Genomic DNA, 18,492 nt, shown 5'->3' on the forward strand with positions numbered 1-18,492 from the left:
TCTTACATTCTTTTTTCAATTTCAGCCCAGGCTTGTTCCATACCCATTCCTTTTTCTGATGAGAATAAAATAAGCGGATCGTTCGGATCCATGTCCAGGACTTCTTCTATAATTTTTTTATGTTTTTCATAGTTTCCCTTTTTAATCTTATCAGCTTTCGTAGCAATAACAATGGTTGGAATGTTGTAGTGTTTTAAAAAGTCGTACATCATACAATCATCATCAGTTGGTTCATGGCGGATATCGATAATTTGGACAACTGCTTTCAGAATGCTTCGTCCAGTTAAATATTGCTCGATCATTTTGCCCCATGCTTCGCGCTCTGTTTTAGAAACTTTGGCATAGCCATAGCCAGGAACATCGACAAAGAATAATTGTTCTTCAATTTTATAAAAGTTGAGTGTTTGTGTTTTACCTGGTTTAGATGAAATACGCGCCATACTTTTGCGCCCAATCATTCTGTTGATAAATGAAGATTTACCAACATTTGAACGACCTGCCAGAGCAAACTCTGGCAGACCATCCTCTGGATATTGTTTTGGTCCTACAGCACTAATGACCATTTCTACATTATTGACTTTCATGAAATCCCTCCGTCGAGCGCGATGTTTAATACTTCATCCGCGTTTGACACGAGCTTAAACGTAAGCCCTTTTCGCACACTTTCTGGTATATCATCTATATCACGTTCATTATCTTTCGGTAAAATGATGGTTGTTAAACCTGCTCTGTGGGCGCCAAGAGATTTTTCTTTTAAGCCCCCAATTGGCAATACTCTTCCTCGTAGAGTGACTTCCCCAGTCATTCCTACTTCTTTTCGAATCGGCTTTTTGGTGATAGCAGATGTAATAGCAGTCACCATTGTTACTCCAGCTGAAGGACCATCCTTAGGAACAGCTCCTTCTGGCACGTGAATATGAAGGTCATGCGTATCGAAGAAATCTTGGTCTATGCCGAGTTGATCAGCTTTTGATCGCACGTAAGACAATGCAGTCTGTGCTGATTCCTTCATTACATCACCTAGTTTACCAGTAAGTTGAATTTTGCCTTTACCTGGAGTAAGCGAAACCTCAATTTGAAGCGTATCGCCTCCTACTACTGTATATGCTAACCCAGTTGCAACGCCAACTTGGTTTTCTTGTTCTGCTTGACCATGATGGAAGCGGTGTTTGCCAAGCATATCCTCTAAATTTTTCGCTGTAATCACAACTCGTTTCTTTTCTGTTGAAACGATTTGTTTCGCAGCTTTCCTACATAAAGAAGCAATTTCTCGTTCAAGACTTCGAACACCTGCTTCTCGTGTATAATACCGTATCAGGTCAAGAATGGCATCATCACGGATTTGCAGCTGTGATTTAGATAGGCCGTTTTCTTTCATTTGCTTTGGTATTAAGTGGTTAATAGCAATTTGCTCTTTCTCAAACTCTGTATACCCTGCAATTGAGATTATTTCCATACGATCCCGAAGCGGGCCAGGAATTGTACTTAAGTCATTAGCTGTCGCAATGAACATGACATTCGATAAATCGTATGGTTCTTCTAAATAGTGGTCGCTAAATGTGTTGTTTTGATTTGGGTCAAGTACTTCTAACAATGCAGCTGATGGATCCCCACGGAAATCATTAGACATTTTATCGATCTCATCTAATAAAAATACGGGGTTGATTGTTTCTGCTTTTTTCATACCTTGAATTATACGTCCAGGCATAGCACCGACATAGGTTCTTCTATGTCCGCGGATTTCTGATTCATCCCGTACTCCACCAAGCGATATTCGTACAAATTTACGATTTAACGACTCTGCAATTGATTTTGCCAAGGACGTTTTACCGACTCCTGGAGGACCTGCTAAACATAAGATCGGTCCGCGCAATGAATTTGTAAGCTGTTGAACAGAAAGATACTCAAGTATTCTTTCCTTAACATCTTCTAGACCTTCATGGTCCCGATTAAGGATTTTTTCAGCGACATGAATATCCCTTCTATCTTTCGTAGCCTTACTCCAAGGAAGGGCCACAAGCCAATCTAAATAGTTGCGAATTACACCGCTCTCAGCAGATGCAACAGGGATCTTATCGTAACGGCTTAATTCTTTAAGGGCTACCAATTTTATTTCTTCAGGCATTTTCGCTGCATCAATTTTCGTACGTAACTCCGCTACCTCTGCTTGTTTCCCTTCACGGTCGCCAAGTTCCTCTTGAATTGCTTTCATTTGCTCACGCAAGTAGAATTCTTTTTGAGTTTTTTCCATGGCACGCTTAACTTTTGAGTTAATCTTATGCTCTAAATTTAATACTTCTTGTTCATCATGCAAACGATTAATCAAAATACTTAAACGTTCCTTGACATCAATTGTATCAAGGATTTCTTGTTTGCCGTGCATTTTGAGTGGCAAATAAGATGCCACAGTGTCAGCAAATCGACCTGGTTCTTCAATATCTGCAACTGTAGCAAACGACTCATGAGAAATCTTGCTTGATGCTTTCGTATACTTTTCAAAATAAGAAAGCAGCGTACGCATTAGAGCTTGAGTTTCCAAATCTGCTTCCTTTGAATCAATAAAGTTTTCAATATTCGCTGTCATATATTTTTTATGGTCAGTTATTGTTTCAATCTTTGCTCGATGAAGACCTTCAACCAACACACGTAAAGTTCCATTAGGAAGTTTAAGCATTTGCTTTACATATGCTACAGTACCTGTTTTATATAAATCTTCTTCTTCTGGTGTTTCGATATCCATTGCTTTTTGGGTAGCAAGGAAGATCAAATGATCATCCGCCATTGCTTTTTCCAATGCTTCAATTGAGCGTACGCGACCTACGTCAATATGTAACAATATTGTTGGATACACGAGCAACCCTCTAAGCGGTAAAAGTGGTAAGTCTTGTGTTCTAGTTACTTCTGCCATACGAGCGATCACCTCCGACTTTAAGTTCTAACTATAAAAGCACGTTATAAGTATGGTTCATTCAAATTATTTCATTCATATTGTTACAAGTTAGTCAATTCGCCTAAAACTCAAAAAACTGGCCGGTCAAGTGCTGATTGGCACTTGATCGAACCAGCTATTGGATCAGTTCTTACGCAGACGTTTTTTTGTTATTTGGATCTAACTCTGTACCGTCTTTTAATACAAGTCTTGGTCTTGCTTTTTCTGTAATTGTTTCTTTCGTTACGATACATTTCGCTATATCATCACGTGATGGCAGTTCAAACATAACATCTAGCATGATGTTTTCAATAATGGAACGCAAACCACGTGCACCTGTTTTACGTTCGATTGCTTCTTTAGCGATTTCGTACAATGCATCTTTTTCAAACTCAAGTTCTACGTCATCTAACTCCATCATTTTTTGATATTGTTTTGTTAACGCGTTCTTTGGCTCAGTTAAAATTTGAACAAGTGCATCTTCATCTAAAAGTTCTAGGCTCGCAAGTACAGGCAAACGGCCAATAAATTCTGGGATCAAGCCAAATTTCAATAAATCCTCTGGAATTAAATGTTTCATTAGATTTTTGTCGTCTGCATCTTTTTTAAGATTAGAGCCAAAACCGATAACCTTTTCACCCATACGGCGTTTAATAATGGATTCAATTCCATCAAATGCTCCGCCTACGATGAATAAGATATTAGTTGTATCGATTTGGATAAACTCTTGGTGCGGATGTTTACGGCCGCCTTGTGGTGGTACGCTAGCTGTAGTTCCTTCTAAGATTTTCAACAATGCTTGTTGAACACCTTCACCAGATACGTCTCGAGTGATTGATGGGTTTTCCGACTTGCGGGCTACCTTATCAATCTCATCTATATAAATAATTCCTTTTTCAGCGCGTTCTACATCATAATCTGCAGCTTGGATTAATTTAAGAAGAATATTCTCTACATCTTCCCCAACATATCCTGCTTCAGTTAATGAAGTCGCATCAGCAATAGCGAAAGGAACATTAATAATACGTGCTAACGTTTGGGCAAGCAATGTTTTACCGCTACCAGTTGGTCCGATTAAAACGATATTTGATTTAGATAATTCAACATCGTCTACTTTGCTTTGAGTATTTATACGTTTGTAATGATTATATACAGCTACAGATAATGCTTTTTTCGCACGTTCTTGTCCGATGACATAATCATCCAATGTTTCAAGAATTTCTTTTGGTTTTGGAATATCTTTAAGCTCTACTTCTTCTTCAGTGCCTAGTTCCTCTACAACGATTTCAGAACATAAGTCAATACATTCATCACAAATATAGACGCCTGGCCCTGCCACAAGTTTACGAACTTGTTCTTGTGGTTTACCACAGAATGAGCATTTTAAATTGCCTTTTTCATCATTAAATTTGAACAATTATTTCACCCCTATTCAAGCAACAATGTTACAAGATTCCATTTATATTATCAAATATAATGAATTCTTGCTACAAAAATTACTTATAGTATGTATCGTTATGATTTATAAAATTTATTCCGCTTTGATGGGTTGTAAAAACCCTACTTTTGAAATGAAAAAGCGAGAAGTTTATGTGGGGGTATTTACCCCTAAAAGCCCAGTTGGAACATGACCAATCAGTGTGGGGTACCGTTCTGGTTGAAGTTACATTTCATATATGTGAAGAAACAAGGTACGGATACAGAACCCGTACCTTGTTCAAGTTTACATAGAAACTGTATTATTCAGTTACTTTTGCGTTATCAACTAAGAATTCTACAGTTTTGCGGATTTTCACATCATGTTCTAGTACGGAAGTGCCGCCTAGGATTGATTTGATTTGATCTGCATCCATTTTGAATTGCTCAGTCATTTTTTCTAATTCTGCATTGATGTCTTCTTCTGTTGCTTCGATTTTTTCAGCTTCGCCAATCGCTTCAAGAACTAATGCTACTCGTACGCGAGATTCTGCATCTTCTTTCATTTGAGCGCGCAATGCAGCTTCATCTTGACCAGAGAATTGGTAGAAAAGATCAAGGTTTAAACCTTGCATTTGCAAGTTTTGATCATATTCTTGCATCATACGATCGATTTCAGTTTCGATCATTGCATTTGGAATATCGATTTTTGCGTTATTAGCAGCTTTTTCTACTAGTTCATCACGTAGTGCTGTATCAGCTGCTGCAGCTTTTTCAGTAGCTGTTTTTTCTTTTAATTTTGTGCGTAGTTCATCTAGTGTTTTCACTTCTGAATCTACTTCTTGTGCAAAGTCATCATCCAATTCAGGAAGTTCTTTACCTTTTACTTCTTTAACATTTACTTTGAAAGTAGCTTCTTTACCAGCTAATTCTGCTGCGTGGTACTCTTCTGGGAAAGTTACAACTACTTCTTTTTCTTCGCCAGCTTTTGCGCCAATTAATTGTTCTTCGAATCCTGGAATGAAAGATCCTGAACCGATTTCAAGTGAGTAGTTGTCGCCTTTGCCGCCTTCGAAAGCTTCGCCATCTTGGAAACCTTCAAAGTCGATTACAGCTGTATCGCCATTTTCGATAGCGCTATCTTCTTTAACAACAAGTTCTGCAAGACGAGTTTGTTGATCTTTCAATTGTTGTTCAATTTCTTCGTCTGTAACAGTTGTTTCTTGTTTTTTCACTTCTAAGCCTTTGTAATCACCTAGTTCAACTTCTGGTTTTACAATAACTGTTGCAGTAAATTTGAAGTCTTTGTTTTTGCCTAGGTCTTCCATTTCGAAATCGATTTCTGGTTGATCCACTGGAGAAATACCAGTTTCATCGATTGCTAATGGATAGTTTTCGTTCACTAAAAGTTCTAGTGCATCTTGGTATAATGATTCTACACCGAATCTTTTTTCGAACATTTGACGAGGCATTTTACCTTTACGGAAGCCTGGTACGTTAATTTGTTTCACAACTTTTTTGAATGCTTTATCTAAAGCTGCATTTACTTTTTCAGCAGGCAATTCTACTGTTAATACTCCAGTGTTGCCTTCTTGTTTTTCCCATTTTGCTGACATGTATAATACCTCCAAAATTAAATTCACATGTTGGACAATTTATTCGTTAATACGACTTTCTCAACTTTTTTAGTATATCATAGATAGCTATACTTTCAACTGATTTCATGTATCGAACAGTTCAGATTGCTCTTCAAGGGTATTTAATAACTCCATCAAGTCATAATCTGTCTCTTTGACAACGCCGAACATTCCATGTACGAAGTCAATATACCCTTCTGCAATCTCTTCTGCTCCATAATTAAACCATTCAAAAGGATAGGCTGCAAAGATATGCCTGGCCAATAGATATTGGACCATCTGTAAAGTAGAAGGTTCTTGGTCGAGCGCATCGCTTACCAATTCAAACACTTTCTTTGCTACTGGTAATTCATCCGGTAACAGCAATTCCTCTGTGTTCACTACTTTTGAATGCCCCAATTTTTTTACCTCTACTATCGCAGGGATTTCTTGTGCGACAAGAAGGTAGAGAATAAAGCTTTGGATCAAAGGATGAGACCTTTCATCCTCAATAATCGCCACCAATAAATCTTTAATCGGGCGTATATTCATTTCTTTAGCTGCTTGCAGCTTTTGCATCTGCTCAATTGTTGTTTTAGAAAAGAATGTATCTACTTCAAATTCATCACTGGCATGCTCTATCTCTACATCATCAAGACTGTCTTCTATTTTTGCTTTTGCAATAGCAGCATTGAGGTTTTTAATACGGATAAATTGTTCTTGCGATTCGGGCGGAATGACATCTTCTTCAAGTAAAGACTCAATAAGGGTTTCTACTTGTTTGTATTCTTTCAACTCCATTAGCACAGTTAAATAAAGTTCCATCGTTTCTATGTATAATTGCGGCCCAATCGCGAGGAGTTTTTCACAAACGGCTTTCGCTTCTTTAAAGTTCCTTATTTCATACAAAGAGAATGCATAAACACTGAGCAATGCCTCGTCTCCCTCGGTGTATTGCAAAGCTTCTCTTAAGCATTCAACAGCCTGGTCATATTGGTACTTTTCAGCGAACTGCTGGCCCTCGGCTACGAGTCTCTCCACCGTTCCTGGGAACACAATAACATTTTCATGCTTCTGAAGTTTTCCTTTTTTTCTGCGCAATTGTGTTCACTCCCCTTAAAATTCATCATAGCATAAAAACATTTTGACCCAAAATAATTTCCTTCGACAATTTGGTCTATATTTCGCTCATGTAGGTTTCTATAGCTATATGTTATTTTGATATAAAATAAACAAATTTGAGTTATAAAAGATAAATCCCTCTCTAATAGTAGAGAGGAATATTTAAAAATAAAAAAACTGTAGACACCCAATAATATGAGTTAGTCTACAGTCTAATTTTTTTAGAAAATTACTCTTTAACACGCTTTTTATTCATTCCTAATAAAAAGAATAATGCTGTCATTATACATAAGAAGATAATGCCGACAATGAGGGAGATTTGTGTATCCTTATTGAACCACATACCTACCAATACAGTAAGTAAGAATAAAATCGTTACGTAGTTAGAAACTGGCGCAAATGGCATTTTGAATGGGTGCGATGGCATTTGATCGCTATGCACTTTTCTAAATTTAATTTGTGCTATCAATAAGGCAAACCAAGGCATCATCCCAGGTAGAACACTAGCACTGTATACATAAACGAATATTTTTGATTGTGATACAAAGTTGAGCACAACCCCTACTGTTAAGCCGATTAATACTGCGATTGTACTCCAGTATGGCACACCATTTTTAGAAACCTTCGCAAATATTTTTGGTGCTTGACCATTTTCTGCAAGTGTATAGATCATTCGGCCAGAACTGAAAATCCCGCTATTACAGCCTGACATAGCTGCTGTAATCACCACAAAGTTAATGAAACCAGCCGCCATTGTAATACCAACTTTTGCAAAGGTAACAACAAATGGGCTACCCACTTCTTTTAATTGATCCCATGGATAAACTGTTACAATCACAAAGATAGCACCAATATAGAAAATTAGAATTCGCCATATAATAGAGTTGATTGCTTTACTCAGTGATTTCTTTGGATTTTCTGCTTCCCCAGCAGTAATTCCGATTAATTCCACACCTTGGTATGAGCCAACCACAAGTGATAAGGCAAAGAAGAAACCTTTCCATCCACCTGTAAAGAACCCGCCATTTGACCATAGATTTGAGAACCCAACTGCATGTCCACCATTGCCAAGACCGAAGAAGATTAATCCAAATCCAGCTATTATCATTAATATGATCGTTACTATTTTAATTAGAGCAAACCAAAATTCAAATTCGCCAAATGACTTTACTGAAACTAAATTTGCCAAACCTAAAATAACAATGACAATTAAGCCAGGTATCCACGGCGGCAAGTTAGGAAACCAATACTGCATATATGAGCCGACCGCAATTACTTCCGACATCCCTACAATAACCCATTGAAACCAGTTGCTCCATGCAGTCAGATAGCCTGCAAGTGGATGTATGTATTGATGAGCGAAAGTCGCAAAGGAACCTGTAATTGGCTCTAGATATAGCATCTCACCCATAGCTCTCATAATAAAAAATACGAATATACCAGCAATCGCATAGGCAAGCATAACAGAAGGACCTGTCCAACCGATGGTGCTTGATGAACCCATAAACAGCCCCACACCAATAGTTCCACCAAGTGCAATCATTTGTATGTGCCGAGATTTAAGTCCCCTTTTCAATTCTTCATTCGCCATAATTTTACCCCCTCTGTTCATCTAGATGTCTAGTTATCTCTGCATTTCAGCATAGAAAACAAACTTTCTTAAAATAATTTTCACCCTCTAAGTGTACTCAATTTCACTTATAAATACAATTGTATTTCCCAAAAAAACAAGGACGGTCATCAAGTAACTTTGCGGAAAAGAGAATTTTTCCGTAAAACTCTTTTGTTTTTTATCTTTTCCGTTATGATCTCTTTTGAGTTTAAATTTCAAGAGATAATTTGCGAAATGATTCAGTGTACATTGAGCCTTTATTGCTTTAAGCTAAAAGTATAACGTGCAAATGAGCGCTGTTGCTCATTTGAAGGAGGACTATATAATGCATCAATTAGACGCAATTAATGAAGCTAGAGACTATATTTTAAATAAAATTAACAGCACACCAACAATCGGCTTGATTTTAGGTTCAGGCTTAGGAAATCTTGCTGATGAAATAGAAAATCCAGTTCATATCCCATACAGTGAAATTCCACATTTTGCGAAGTCAGAAGCCATTGGCCATGCTAATGAGCTAGTTGTCGGAGAGCTAAGCGGCAAAATAGTAGCAGCAATGAAAGGACGATTCCATTATTATGAGGGATTTACATTAGACGAAGTCACTTTCCCTGTACGCGTAATGAAGTCGCTTGGAATTGAAAGCATCATTGTGACAAATGCTTGTGGCGCTGTTAATACGGGCTTCACACCTGGTGATTTAATGCTAATAACAGATCATATTAATTTGACAGGTACTAACCCGTTAATCGGTCCAAACAATGATACGCTAGGCACACGCTTCCCCGATCTATCCGAGGCGTATGATAAAGATTTACGTAAACTTGCAATCATCGTGTCTAAGAAACAGGATGTTAAAATTAAACAAGGTGTCTATGCTTGGTGGAGCGGTCCAACTTATGAAACACCTGCTGAAATCCGCATGATTCGAACTCTTGGCGCTGATGCAGTCGGCATGTCTACTGTTCCAGAAGCGATCGTTGCAAAACACGCTGGCATGAAAGTACTTGGGATCTCTTGTCTAACAAATATGGCATGTGGCATTCTTGACCAACCATTAAACCACGAGGAAGTAATTGAAGTAGCTAGCCAAGTCAACACAAAATTCGTTGGCTTGATTAAAGGTTTACTTGAAGAAATTGAATAATCACTCCCGTTAACATGGGAATAAAAAACACACGCCAACTTCTCTAAAGATGGCGTGTGTTTTCTCTGTTAATGAGTATTTTCTTTATTTTAGAGTATCATAACCAATTTCAGAAACCTCTATTTTTCCCCAGATGGATTTCCAGTCTTTCTTGGTAACCCTGTTTGCATAAATGCTACTTCTCGTATCTTTCTCTAAATAATAAGGAGTAGGTTTTACCTTCAAATTGATTACATCCTTAACTCCCCATGGAGCCGCTAAAAGTACATTATCTTTTTCATCTAATTTAACCCCTAATGCAGTTGCCGTTTCAGGGAATTTGGATATCCCATCAATAGATGACGTATAAGGAGCCATATTATTTAAAAGATGCATTCGTGCCTGATTTTTTACTGACCAAGGGATATTGGGCATAAGGGCTTTAAGTCTTCTTTCCAGATTCTTTTCTTCTAATTCTTTTATATTTGATGAATCAAAGTAAATAACATCTATATCAGGTAAAGGGGTTCTTGCATTAAAATCATGTAAGACATCCCATACTTTTGATCTCACAAAACCTGCACATATCCACCAATCAGGCAAATCTAATATTTTTGCAGTCTTTAATACATCCATCATCCAGCTATCCTTTTTAATAACTTCTATAATATCTTTTTCCTCTGCTAGTACCATTATTCCACCTGCCTAAAAATAATGTTTTAATATTAAGTGTTGAATAGCTTTCCTTCCAGTGCTGCAATATATCTTTTTGCTGATAGTTGAACTCGATTTTGTGCATCATCCGAAATAACACGATGGAATGCATCATACAACTTATTAAATTGAATAGAATTCAAACGGTTTGCCATACGGTCAACAGTGTTTGCTGGTAACGGAATAAAATTTGGATAGCTATACATGAAAGTAACCCATTGACGATCTGCCACTACACGGACAATATCTCCGACAAATAAAACGCCTTCTTTTTTATTTTGCCATTCAAGAATGGTAGCTCCTTTAAAATGGCCACCTAAACGATGTAACACAATACCTTCATGCAGCTTTAATTGATCACCTGTCCAAAAGACTATTTGTTTACTTGTTCTCGTTATCCATTCTTTATCATCTTCATGAATATAAATGGGCGCATTAAAAGCTTCTGCCCATTCTACTTGACTAGAATAATAATGGGGATGTGATAAGGCTATTGCTTGGATTCCACCTAGTTCATTAATTTTCGTAATTGTTTCCTTATCAATATAAGTAATGCAATCCCAAAGTACATTAAATTTCCCATGTTGAATCAGGTATGTATTTTGGCCAATTCCAAAAGAAGGTACTGTCTTAATGCTATGTAATCTTTCTTCTTCAGGAGTAAATTCATTTATATATCGCTTAGATTGGACAAGTTGTTCTAAAGTAGTCCAAGATTGTCCATTCACACTTACATATTGTCTAGCTTCAGTACAAATCTTGCATTCGTTCGGTTCCTGTGTAGATTGATCATGCTGAACGCCACATGTATTACAAATATAATAACTCACATTAAACACCCTCCATTTTGGATACATTTTAGAAACCAAGGTAATAGACAATTATTGTATGATTTAAAGCTTCTAATGACCACCGTTCTTATGACTGAAAGATAATTGTCGTTAGTAATTTTTTGATTTATGTTTTCTTCGAACAATATCTAATAATAATCAGGTACATTTGTCCAAGCAAAATTTTTCTTTTTGTATATATTGAAATGAACATATCAATCTATACCTTGATTTTTATTGGTATAGACTTATCTTTTAATATAGCTATTTCACCTTGACAGAATAAGATTCCAACTATAAGCAAAGGCATTTGAGAAACTTCAAACAAGGAGGTAAATATCTATGGGTTGCGGCTGTGGCGGCGGAAAACGAAATAGCACTCAGAAAAACAAGTCCCACTTGACTAAAAAACATCAACTAAAAGCGAAACAACACGATCATCAGAACAAACTCAAGACTGGTAGCAGAGAGAACAAAAGTGACTAATAATAATGCATGACCACTCAAAAACGTATTATTCTAACAAAATAATACGTTTTTAATTTCTTTATAGGCCACTACTTCACAGGGATTTTTTAAACCGATCAAATGAGAGACCTCCTCCATTATTAGGGAAAAGATTAAATCTTTCTAAACCTTAATATGAGAACAGGGGGAAACTCATTCCAATCAAACTTATTTTCATCTCTTTGTTTTTGGAAACTAGGTTCTTCTAAACCATCTAATACAAAACTGGCTTCAAAAAATAAATTCATATAATATGATAATGGTCTATGGAACATGAAGTGTGAGATGGCTTGCCCCTTAATCCCAATAGCTTTCTATGATTCAGGGCTTAGATATTTTGATATTTGGATACTATTTTTAATCATTATCTTCCCTTCAATATCTTCTGTTTCATTGATCTTTCTTAGACCAGGTGTTTGAAAGCAGGGATGCGTAATAGAGAAAACAAAAGTTCCATTTGTCTTTAACAACTTATGTAGAGAATTTACTAATGGAGTTATATCAGCTATGTCCATTAAGGCCATATTTGCTACTGCACTATCATACTTTTTATTACCAAGCGAAAATAATTCATCATAATTAGTAGCATCAACCACCCTATAGTCTATTTGATTCAAATAGTTTTCAGACCTGTTTTTCGTACTTTCTACCATTTGCTCACTATAATCAAAAGCAACCACATGAGCTCCTAATTCGGCGAGTCTCCTTGAAAAATTTCCATTTCCACAACCAATATCTAATATAGTTTGTTTGTCTTTCACTTTTAATAATTTTTCAGTATAGGGTCTAATAAGTTCTTGGTGAAATCTGTTGCTTTCATTTCCCATGTACTCATCTCAGTGTTTAGCGTTCTGTTCCCATATGGTCTTTGAGTCCTCATTAAGCTCTCTCCATTCACTCAATATGCATTCTCCTCTCAAAACAATAGTTTCCTCTATTAGATAAATTCTCGTTTTATATAAAGTAGTCCTCTATTTGGGGCAAGAAAAAAAGATACCCTACAAACAATTTTTCAATCATTTGTTGGGTATCCATTCTAATATATTTCTAAATGCCAATACCGAAAGAGAATAAGATTACGGCTAATATAACCCCTAATATCGGTAATATAACAGTTAATGCGCCAAATGCGGGATAAGCATCTTTGTGAGTTTCTCCACAGATTGAACGAATGGTCGTTACAACATAACCACCTTGCGGAAGCGAATCAAGTGAACCCGAAGAAATGGCTACTGTTCGATGTAACGCCTCTGGATTGACTCCTAAATCTAAATAATGTGGTGCTAATAACGGTAGTGCAATAGCTTGTCCACCCGATGAAGAACCCGTTAAGCCTGCAATAACAGCTACTGCTAGAGCACCACCTACTAGTGGGCTTCCAGGTATATCTGTCATAACCTTTACGGCTGATTCGAAAGCAGGAGTTGCTTTTACGACACCACCGAAACCGACAACTGCAGCTGTATTTGCAATAGCAATAATAGCTCCCATTGCCCCTTCTCCTACTGCCCCACCAAAATTCCGGAAAAACTTTCTATTGATAAGATAACTTGCTAATATACCGCCAGTTAATGCGATAATCAAAGCTGACGTTCCTAATGATTTATGGAAAGCAAAAGAAATAATCAATACAACAAGTAGTGGGACAATACTTAAAATAGGATTTGGTAAATCTGTCCGAGTTTCTGTAAGTATATCTGTCTCTCTACTAACGAACCGTTCACCATTCGCCAAAGCCTTGTTGATCATCTTTTTAAGCCACCAATAACCGAATACCATCATAAACACAGCCACGATAAAACTGACTTCCCATCCTGCATATGGGGTGGTTCCTAAAAATTGAATTGGAATCCAATTTTGAATCTCTGGTGAACCTGCAGATGTCATAGTAAATGTTGTGGAACCAAAACCTAAAGCCGCTGGAATAAAACGCCTTGGCAAATCTGCCTGTTTAAATAGGCTAAGTGCCATAGGGTAAACGGAAAAGGCTACAACAAACAAGCTCACGCCACCGTAGGTTAAAACCGCACAGGCAACGACAATTGCCAATGCTGCTTGTTTCATACCTATTTTATTGACAATCCACTGCGAAACACTATCCGCTGCTCCACTATCTTCCATGACTTTACCAAATATAGCACCGGTTAAGAACATTAAATACCAAGATGCAATAAAGCCTGTAAAACCTGACATATAATTTGTTAAAAAGTTTGCCCCCTCATTCTCTGTAAGCTGTGGGAATAGCGGAAGCCCATTTAATAGTCCTACAATCAATGCAGTTATAGGTGCAACAATGAGTAAATTCATACCCTTCATTGTTAAAAATATTAATAGTGCCAATCCGCCAAATAATCCAATCATCCCTAACATATTTTCCCCTCAATTCCCCTTTGTGCTTTTTTGTTTTCACTCACTTTCCGTTAGGCTTAGTGTTAATCATTCTTTTTTCCGTATCTTCTCACACGTAGAAGAGCTTGCTCTGCATGTCCTGCAAAGTTCTCTAACTGACAAAGACGCGCTGCATATTCTCCAATATAAGCACTTGCCTCTTGTGTTATTTTTTGATAGGTAACAGTCTTAATGAATTTCCCTACCCATAAGCCACCTGTATAACGAGCAGCACCTTTAGTCGGTAATGTATGGTTAGTCCCAATTACTTTGTCGCCATAAGCAACGTTTGTCTCTGGTCCTAAGAACAAGCAACCATAGTTCGTCATATTTTCAAGGAAGTAATTTGGATCTTCAGTTAATATCTCTACATGCTCAAAAGCAAGACGATCTGCTTCAATTCTAGCTTCCTCAATAGAATCTACTAGAAGAATTTGACCGTAATCTTCCCAAGATACACGCGCAACATCAGCAGTAGGCAATGTTTTCAATTGACGTTCAATTTCTTTAACAGTTTCTTCAGCTAATACTTCAGAAGTTGTAATAAGCGCTCCAGGAGAAGTAGGCCCATGCTCACCTTGTCCTAAAAGGTCCGTTGCTATCATTTCTGCATCAGCAGTATGGTCAGCAACCACTAATGTTTCTGTTGGACCCGCAAATAAGTCAATCCCTACACGACCATACAACTGTCTTTTTGCTTCAGCAACGAAAGCATTCCCCGGTCCAACAATCATGTCTACTGATTGGATCGTTTCTGTACCAATTGCCATTGCTGCCATTGCTTGAATACCTCCTAGAAGGTAAATTTCATCAGCACCTGCTAAAGACATCGCTGCAATTGTAGCATACGGAATTTCCCCGTTAATAGGTGGCGTACATGCAATTACACGTTTTACACCTGCTACTTTAGCTGTTAAAACACTCATATGGGCTGATGCAACCATTGGGTAGCGACCACCAGGTATGTAACATCCAACGCTGTTAACTGGAATATTTTTGTGACCCAAAATTACACCCGGGATATTTTCTACTTCCACATCATGTAAAGAAGCTAATTGTGCTTCTGCAAATTCACGGATATTTTTTTGAGCAAATTTAATATCCTCAATTACATCACTAGGAACTTTGGAAACGATTTCATTTATTTGTGCATCAGTTAAACGAAACGATTCAGGAGTCCACTTATCGAATTTTTCCGATAGTTCAAAAACTGCTTGATCTCCTCGTTTTTCTATATCTTGAATGGCTTCCGATACAATTTGAGATACCTTTGAGTCATTTATGCTTACTTCTTCTTTTGATTTTCCTTCTTTCAGTACTTTAACCATTTTTATATCCCCTTTTGTTTAAAATTCATTTTTGCATACGTATGCAGAAAATATATAAGTAAGATTATTCTAAAAACAAATGGTTGTCAACAAGTATTTATTTTTACTACTTTACCTTCACGCTTTAAGCAATAATAAAAGCATCCTTCTATTCTCATAAGACCCTCACACAAAACGTTGTATGAAGCCTTTCAAATAGCAAGATGCTTAAGTAAAAAATCCTTTTTACAATTTTCTAGTATTAAGTTGTTTTTCGTAAAATAAGAGATCCGTCAATTTCGAGATTTTTAGCTTCACCTGAATATTCTTCTAGTTCATTAAGCAAGTATTTTACAGTCTCTTCTACCATTTCTGTAATTGGTTGCTCCCATGTCGTTAGATTGTATGTAGGCCAAGCTGCCATCTCAATATTATCAAAGCCAATCACTTTCGTTTCATTTGGAATAGCAATTTGATGATCCTTTAATGCATCTACTACCCCTAATGCCATAATGTCATTGGCCACAAAAAACGCATCTGGCAATTGCTTTTCTTCAATAATTTCACAGGCTATGTTATACCCGCCTTCATACGTATAATCAGAACTGTACTTCTGATAGAGTACTTTACTTCCCTGTAACATAGCACTAAATCCTTTTTCACGTTCTCTACTTGTAGATGTATTTTCATTCCCTGAAATATAAATCATTTTTGTACAACCTATACTTAAAAGATATTCAGCAATCCTTTTACTTGCCTCATAGTTGTTGCAGCATACTGAATAAAATTTATTGTTATCTATTTTTCGATTAAATAACACTAATGGTATTTGATACTTGATGAAATCTTCTGTAACCGACAAAGAAAGAGAGGCATCAGTTATGACTACACCCGCCACGTTATAATTGAATAATATTTCAATATCTTCTTTTTGAATTTCATCATTATTGGTATAAACAAATAGTACACTGTAGCCATGTTTTTTTAGGGAAGTTGTAAATAATTTCAAGACCTGCGGATAGAAAGGATTTTGAACGCCTTTCATCACTAATCCAATTATCTTGGATTGGTTTGTAATCAAACTTCGTGCAAATTCATTTGGTCTATAGCCAAGCTCTTCTGCTGCTGCTAAAACTTTTTCTTTAGTTTTTGCAGATACTGACGCACCTTCAAAATAAACTCTTGATACTGAAGATTGCGAAACACCAGCCAACTTTGCTACATCCTTGGCAGTAACTCCTTGTTTCATGATGTACATAACCTCTTTCAATCCAAATTTCATCTCACCAAATTAGCGTAAGCTGAATATCTCTCTTGCACTGACCCATAGATAAATTATTCTCATAAACAAACTACCTTAGAAGTTGGGTGGAAAGCAAGACCTAAATAATCTATTTACATACAGTTTTTAGGGAAGCAGTATTTTCCCTCATATGTCGGACAGGTTTTAATAGTGTTGGGTAGCTCTGGCACTATCATATCTTACTAGCTATCCTTCTCAGCCGATAAAAGCTTAAAAAACAAATCATTCTAGCAGCAGGATGGGTTATCGGTGGTAAGGGATATTGATATATTTGTATGTTTTCTAATTGATTCTTCAAAAATAAAAATGCTTAAATCTTTTATAAGAAAAGATTTGAAGCATTTTATGTTTCATAAATTTATTACGTCTCTGGAGTATTCATTAAATACTACTAGGATATTGATTCTACAATTGTTTTTGGGTTCACCGTGTATAAAATTAGCTATCAATTGACATTAACTTCGTTAAATTGTATAAATCCCTTACTTCAAGAGCAAAAAAGCTCGGCTTTTCTTTCAGCAATTGTTCCTTAGAATGACTTCCCCAATTCACTGCTACTGTTTCACAACCTGCAGCTTTTCCCATTTGTATATCAAAAATTGCATCACCAACCATTACACATTCTGTAACTTTTAACGAATATCGTTCTACAATCTTTAAGATACCATCTGGATGTGGTTTATAATGCTCTACTTGATCGGACCCAATCCAATCTGTAAAAAAACGATCCATCTCTAGCTTTTATAAGTTTCGATGTAACACATCTGTCTTTTTACTTGATACAACAAATAATAATAAGCCTTTCTTATGGAATGTGCTCAATACCTCATTTAAATGTGGAAAGGCTGAAATAGTTTGTTCCTCTAAGGTTTTATAAGATAGGCGAAAAAGTTGTAATAGCTTTGCAAATTGCTCATCGTTTAATGTATGATTGGTCATTTCATGAAACGACTGTTCAATGGGAATACCCATATAATAATCGATTTCTTTTTTGGTCGGAATGGGCAAATCACATTCTTTAAACGCCTTCTGTGTAGCTAGCAATCCACATTCACCCGAATCCGCTAATGTACCATCAAAATCAAAAATAATTGCTTTCATATTATTCAGCTCCTACTACAGTTCATATATTTGTTTGTCATTTTAATAATTGCTTAGATTTTATAATTTCAATTATGTATTCCTTAAGTTATAATTGCCACTTAGCTACGTAACCATTCAATTACACCAAACCCAACTAGAAAAATAAGAAGTAAGCCCATACTAATAATAACTATCTTATAAAACCAATAATCCACGTATTTTTCTATACATGTTGGAAGTAAACCAATTTTGCCCTTATCCAATTCTTTGAAACCTTTATAAATCCAATCAAAGCGAAATAAACCAATCCATATAAGTAAAAAGCCAACAATTAAAAGAAAAGTACCAGCTAAAACATCAGTCACTTATACTGCCCCCACCATTTATCCATTCTTTTAATTGATTATAGCAAAATTAAGTATGTCATCAAAAAAGGCGGATAACTGCCAAGGTATTGACTACAATTGTCTTTATAACTATGGATTTAATCTCTCTCGAATAACCTCGATGTCTATTAATCTTGCACCCGTCTTACTTTC

At 36.5% G+C, this 18,492-nt stretch carries 14 protein-coding genes and 1 pseudogene; 1 reads left to right on the plus strand and 14 read right to left on the minus strand.

Features of this window, described 5'->3' with window-relative positions; all coding sequences use genetic code 11:
• Positions 1-2: 2 nt before the first annotated feature.
• The 6 genes from yihA to M2M59_RS10405 form a co-directional block, all read right to left on the minus strand.
• Complete coding sequence (yihA, locus tag M2M59_RS10380; RefSeq protein WP_249774532.1) at positions 3-584, minus strand: ribosome biogenesis GTP-binding protein YihA/YsxC; 582 nt, start codon at positions 582-584, stop codon at positions 3-5.
• A complete protein-coding gene (lon, locus tag M2M59_RS10385) occupies positions 581-2,908 on the minus strand; it encodes an endopeptidase La (RefSeq protein WP_249774533.1) in 2,328 nt (775 codons plus the stop codon). Before lon ends, yihA begins: the two co-directional genes overlap by 4 nt.
• A gap of 172 nt (positions 2,909-3,080) precedes the next feature.
• Positions 3,081-4,346 carry an ATP-dependent protease ATP-binding subunit ClpX gene (gene clpX, locus M2M59_RS10390; protein ID WP_066788621.1) on the minus strand — a complete coding sequence of 422 codons (1,266 nt, stop codon included), beginning with the start codon at positions 4,344-4,346 and terminating at the stop codon, positions 3,081-3,083.
• Between the two features lie 322 nt (positions 4,347-4,668).
• Positions 4,669-5,961, minus strand: a complete 1,293-nt coding sequence (gene tig / locus M2M59_RS10395) for a trigger factor (RefSeq protein ID WP_066788625.1) — start codon at positions 5,959-5,961, stop codon at positions 4,669-4,671.
• Positions 5,962-6,066: 105 nt separating this feature from the next.
• Positions 6,067-7,062: a tetratricopeptide repeat protein gene (locus M2M59_RS10400; RefSeq protein ID WP_249774534.1), complete on the minus strand. Its 996-nt coding sequence runs from the start codon at positions 7,060-7,062 to the stop codon at positions 6,067-6,069.
• A 250-nt stretch (positions 7,063-7,312) separates the two neighbouring features.
• Entirely contained in the window at positions 7,313-8,674 is a 1,362-nt protein-coding gene (locus M2M59_RS10405; RefSeq protein ID WP_371923780.1) for an amino acid permease, read from the minus strand.
• Positions 8,675-9,020: 346 nt separating this feature from the next.
• Here M2M59_RS10405 and M2M59_RS10410 point away from each other — a divergent pair, with 346 nt between their 5' ends.
• On the plus strand, positions 9,021-9,842 hold the full coding sequence (locus M2M59_RS10410) for a purine-nucleoside phosphorylase (protein ID WP_249774536.1): 822 nt from the start codon (positions 9,021-9,023) through the stop codon (positions 9,840-9,842).
• A gap of 84 nt (positions 9,843-9,926) precedes the next feature.
• Here the strand turns inward: M2M59_RS10410 and M2M59_RS10415 are convergent, their stop codons facing one another.
• From M2M59_RS10415 to M2M59_RS10450, 8 genes and pseudogenes are all read right to left on the minus strand, one after another.
• Positions 9,927-10,514 carry a nucleotidyltransferase family protein gene (locus tag M2M59_RS10415; RefSeq protein ID WP_249774537.1) on the minus strand — a complete coding sequence of 196 codons (588 nt, stop codon included), beginning with the start codon at positions 10,512-10,514 and terminating at the stop codon, positions 9,927-9,929.
• 32 nt (positions 10,515-10,546) lie between these two features.
• Entirely contained in the window at positions 10,547-11,365 is an 819-nt protein-coding gene (locus M2M59_RS10420; protein ID WP_249774538.1) for an MBL fold metallo-hydrolase, read from the minus strand.
• 821 nt (positions 11,366-12,186) lie between these two features.
• Positions 12,187-12,699 (minus strand): class I SAM-dependent methyltransferase, encoded by a 513-nt coding sequence (locus tag M2M59_RS10425; protein WP_249774539.1) that lies wholly within the window; start codon positions 12,697-12,699, stop codon positions 12,187-12,189.
• Between the two features lie 220 nt (positions 12,700-12,919).
• The gene (locus M2M59_RS10430; RefSeq protein ID WP_147195876.1) at positions 12,920-14,242 is read right to left on the minus strand and encodes a GntP family permease; all 1,323 of its coding nucleotides are present in this window, start codon (positions 14,240-14,242) and stop codon (positions 12,920-12,922) included.
• Positions 14,243-14,304: 62 nt separating this feature from the next.
• Complete coding sequence (gene hisD, locus M2M59_RS10435; RefSeq protein WP_249774540.1) at positions 14,305-15,588, minus strand: histidinol dehydrogenase; 1,284 nt, start codon at positions 15,586-15,588, stop codon at positions 14,305-14,307.
• 241 nt (positions 15,589-15,829) lie between these two features.
• Complete coding sequence (locus tag M2M59_RS10440; protein WP_249774541.1) at positions 15,830-16,816, minus strand: LacI family DNA-binding transcriptional regulator; 987 nt, start codon at positions 16,814-16,816, stop codon at positions 15,830-15,832.
• Between the two features lie 492 nt (positions 16,817-17,308).
• Positions 17,309-17,971, minus strand: a pseudogene (locus M2M59_RS10445) (HAD family hydrolase).
• Positions 17,972-18,072: 101 nt separating this feature from the next.
• Entirely contained in the window at positions 18,073-18,318 is a 246-nt protein-coding gene (locus tag M2M59_RS10450; RefSeq protein ID WP_147195882.1) for a hypothetical protein, read from the minus strand.
• Between the last annotated feature and the right edge of the window lie 174 nt (positions 18,319-18,492).

Origin of the sequence: Rummeliibacillus sp. G93 (assembly GCF_023515935.1) — a bacterium.
Taxonomy (GTDB): Bacteria; Bacillota; Bacilli; order Bacillales_A; family Planococcaceae; genus Rummeliibacillus; species Rummeliibacillus stabekisii.

Coding starts and splice junctions, on each gene's coding strand:
- yihA (WP_249774532.1), bottom strand. CDS start 584: ATGAAAGTCAATAATGTAGAAATGGTCATTAGTGCTGTAGGACCAAAA.
- lon (WP_249774533.1), bottom strand. CDS start 2,908: ATGGCAGAAGTAACTAGAACACAAGACTTACCACTTTTACCGCTTAGA.
- tig (WP_066788625.1), bottom strand. CDS start 5,961: ATGTCAGCAAAATGGGAAAAACAAGAAGGCAACACTGGAGTATTAACA.
- M2M59_RS10405 (WP_371923780.1), bottom strand. CDS start 8,674: ATGGCGAATGAAGAATTGAAAAGGGGACTTAAATCTCGGCACATACAA.
- M2M59_RS10410 (WP_249774536.1), top strand. CDS start 9,021: ATGCATCAATTAGACGCAATTAATGAAGCTAGAGACTATATTTTAAAT.
- M2M59_RS10415 (WP_249774537.1), bottom strand. CDS start 10,514: ATGGTACTAGCAGAGGAAAAAGATATTATAGAAGTTATTAAAAAGGAT.
- M2M59_RS10425 (WP_249774539.1), bottom strand. CDS start 12,699: ATGGGAAATGAAAGCAACAGATTTCACCAAGAACTTATTAGACCCTAT.
- M2M59_RS10430 (WP_147195876.1), bottom strand. CDS start 14,242: ATGTTAGGGATGATTGGATTATTTGGCGGATTGGCACTATTAATATTT.
- hisD (WP_249774540.1), bottom strand. CDS start 15,588: ATGGTTAAAGTACTGAAAGAAGGAAAATCAAAAGAAGAAGTAAGCATA.
- M2M59_RS10440 (WP_249774541.1), bottom strand. CDS start 16,816: ATGAAACAAGGAGTTACTGCCAAGGATGTAGCAAAGTTGGCTGGTGTT.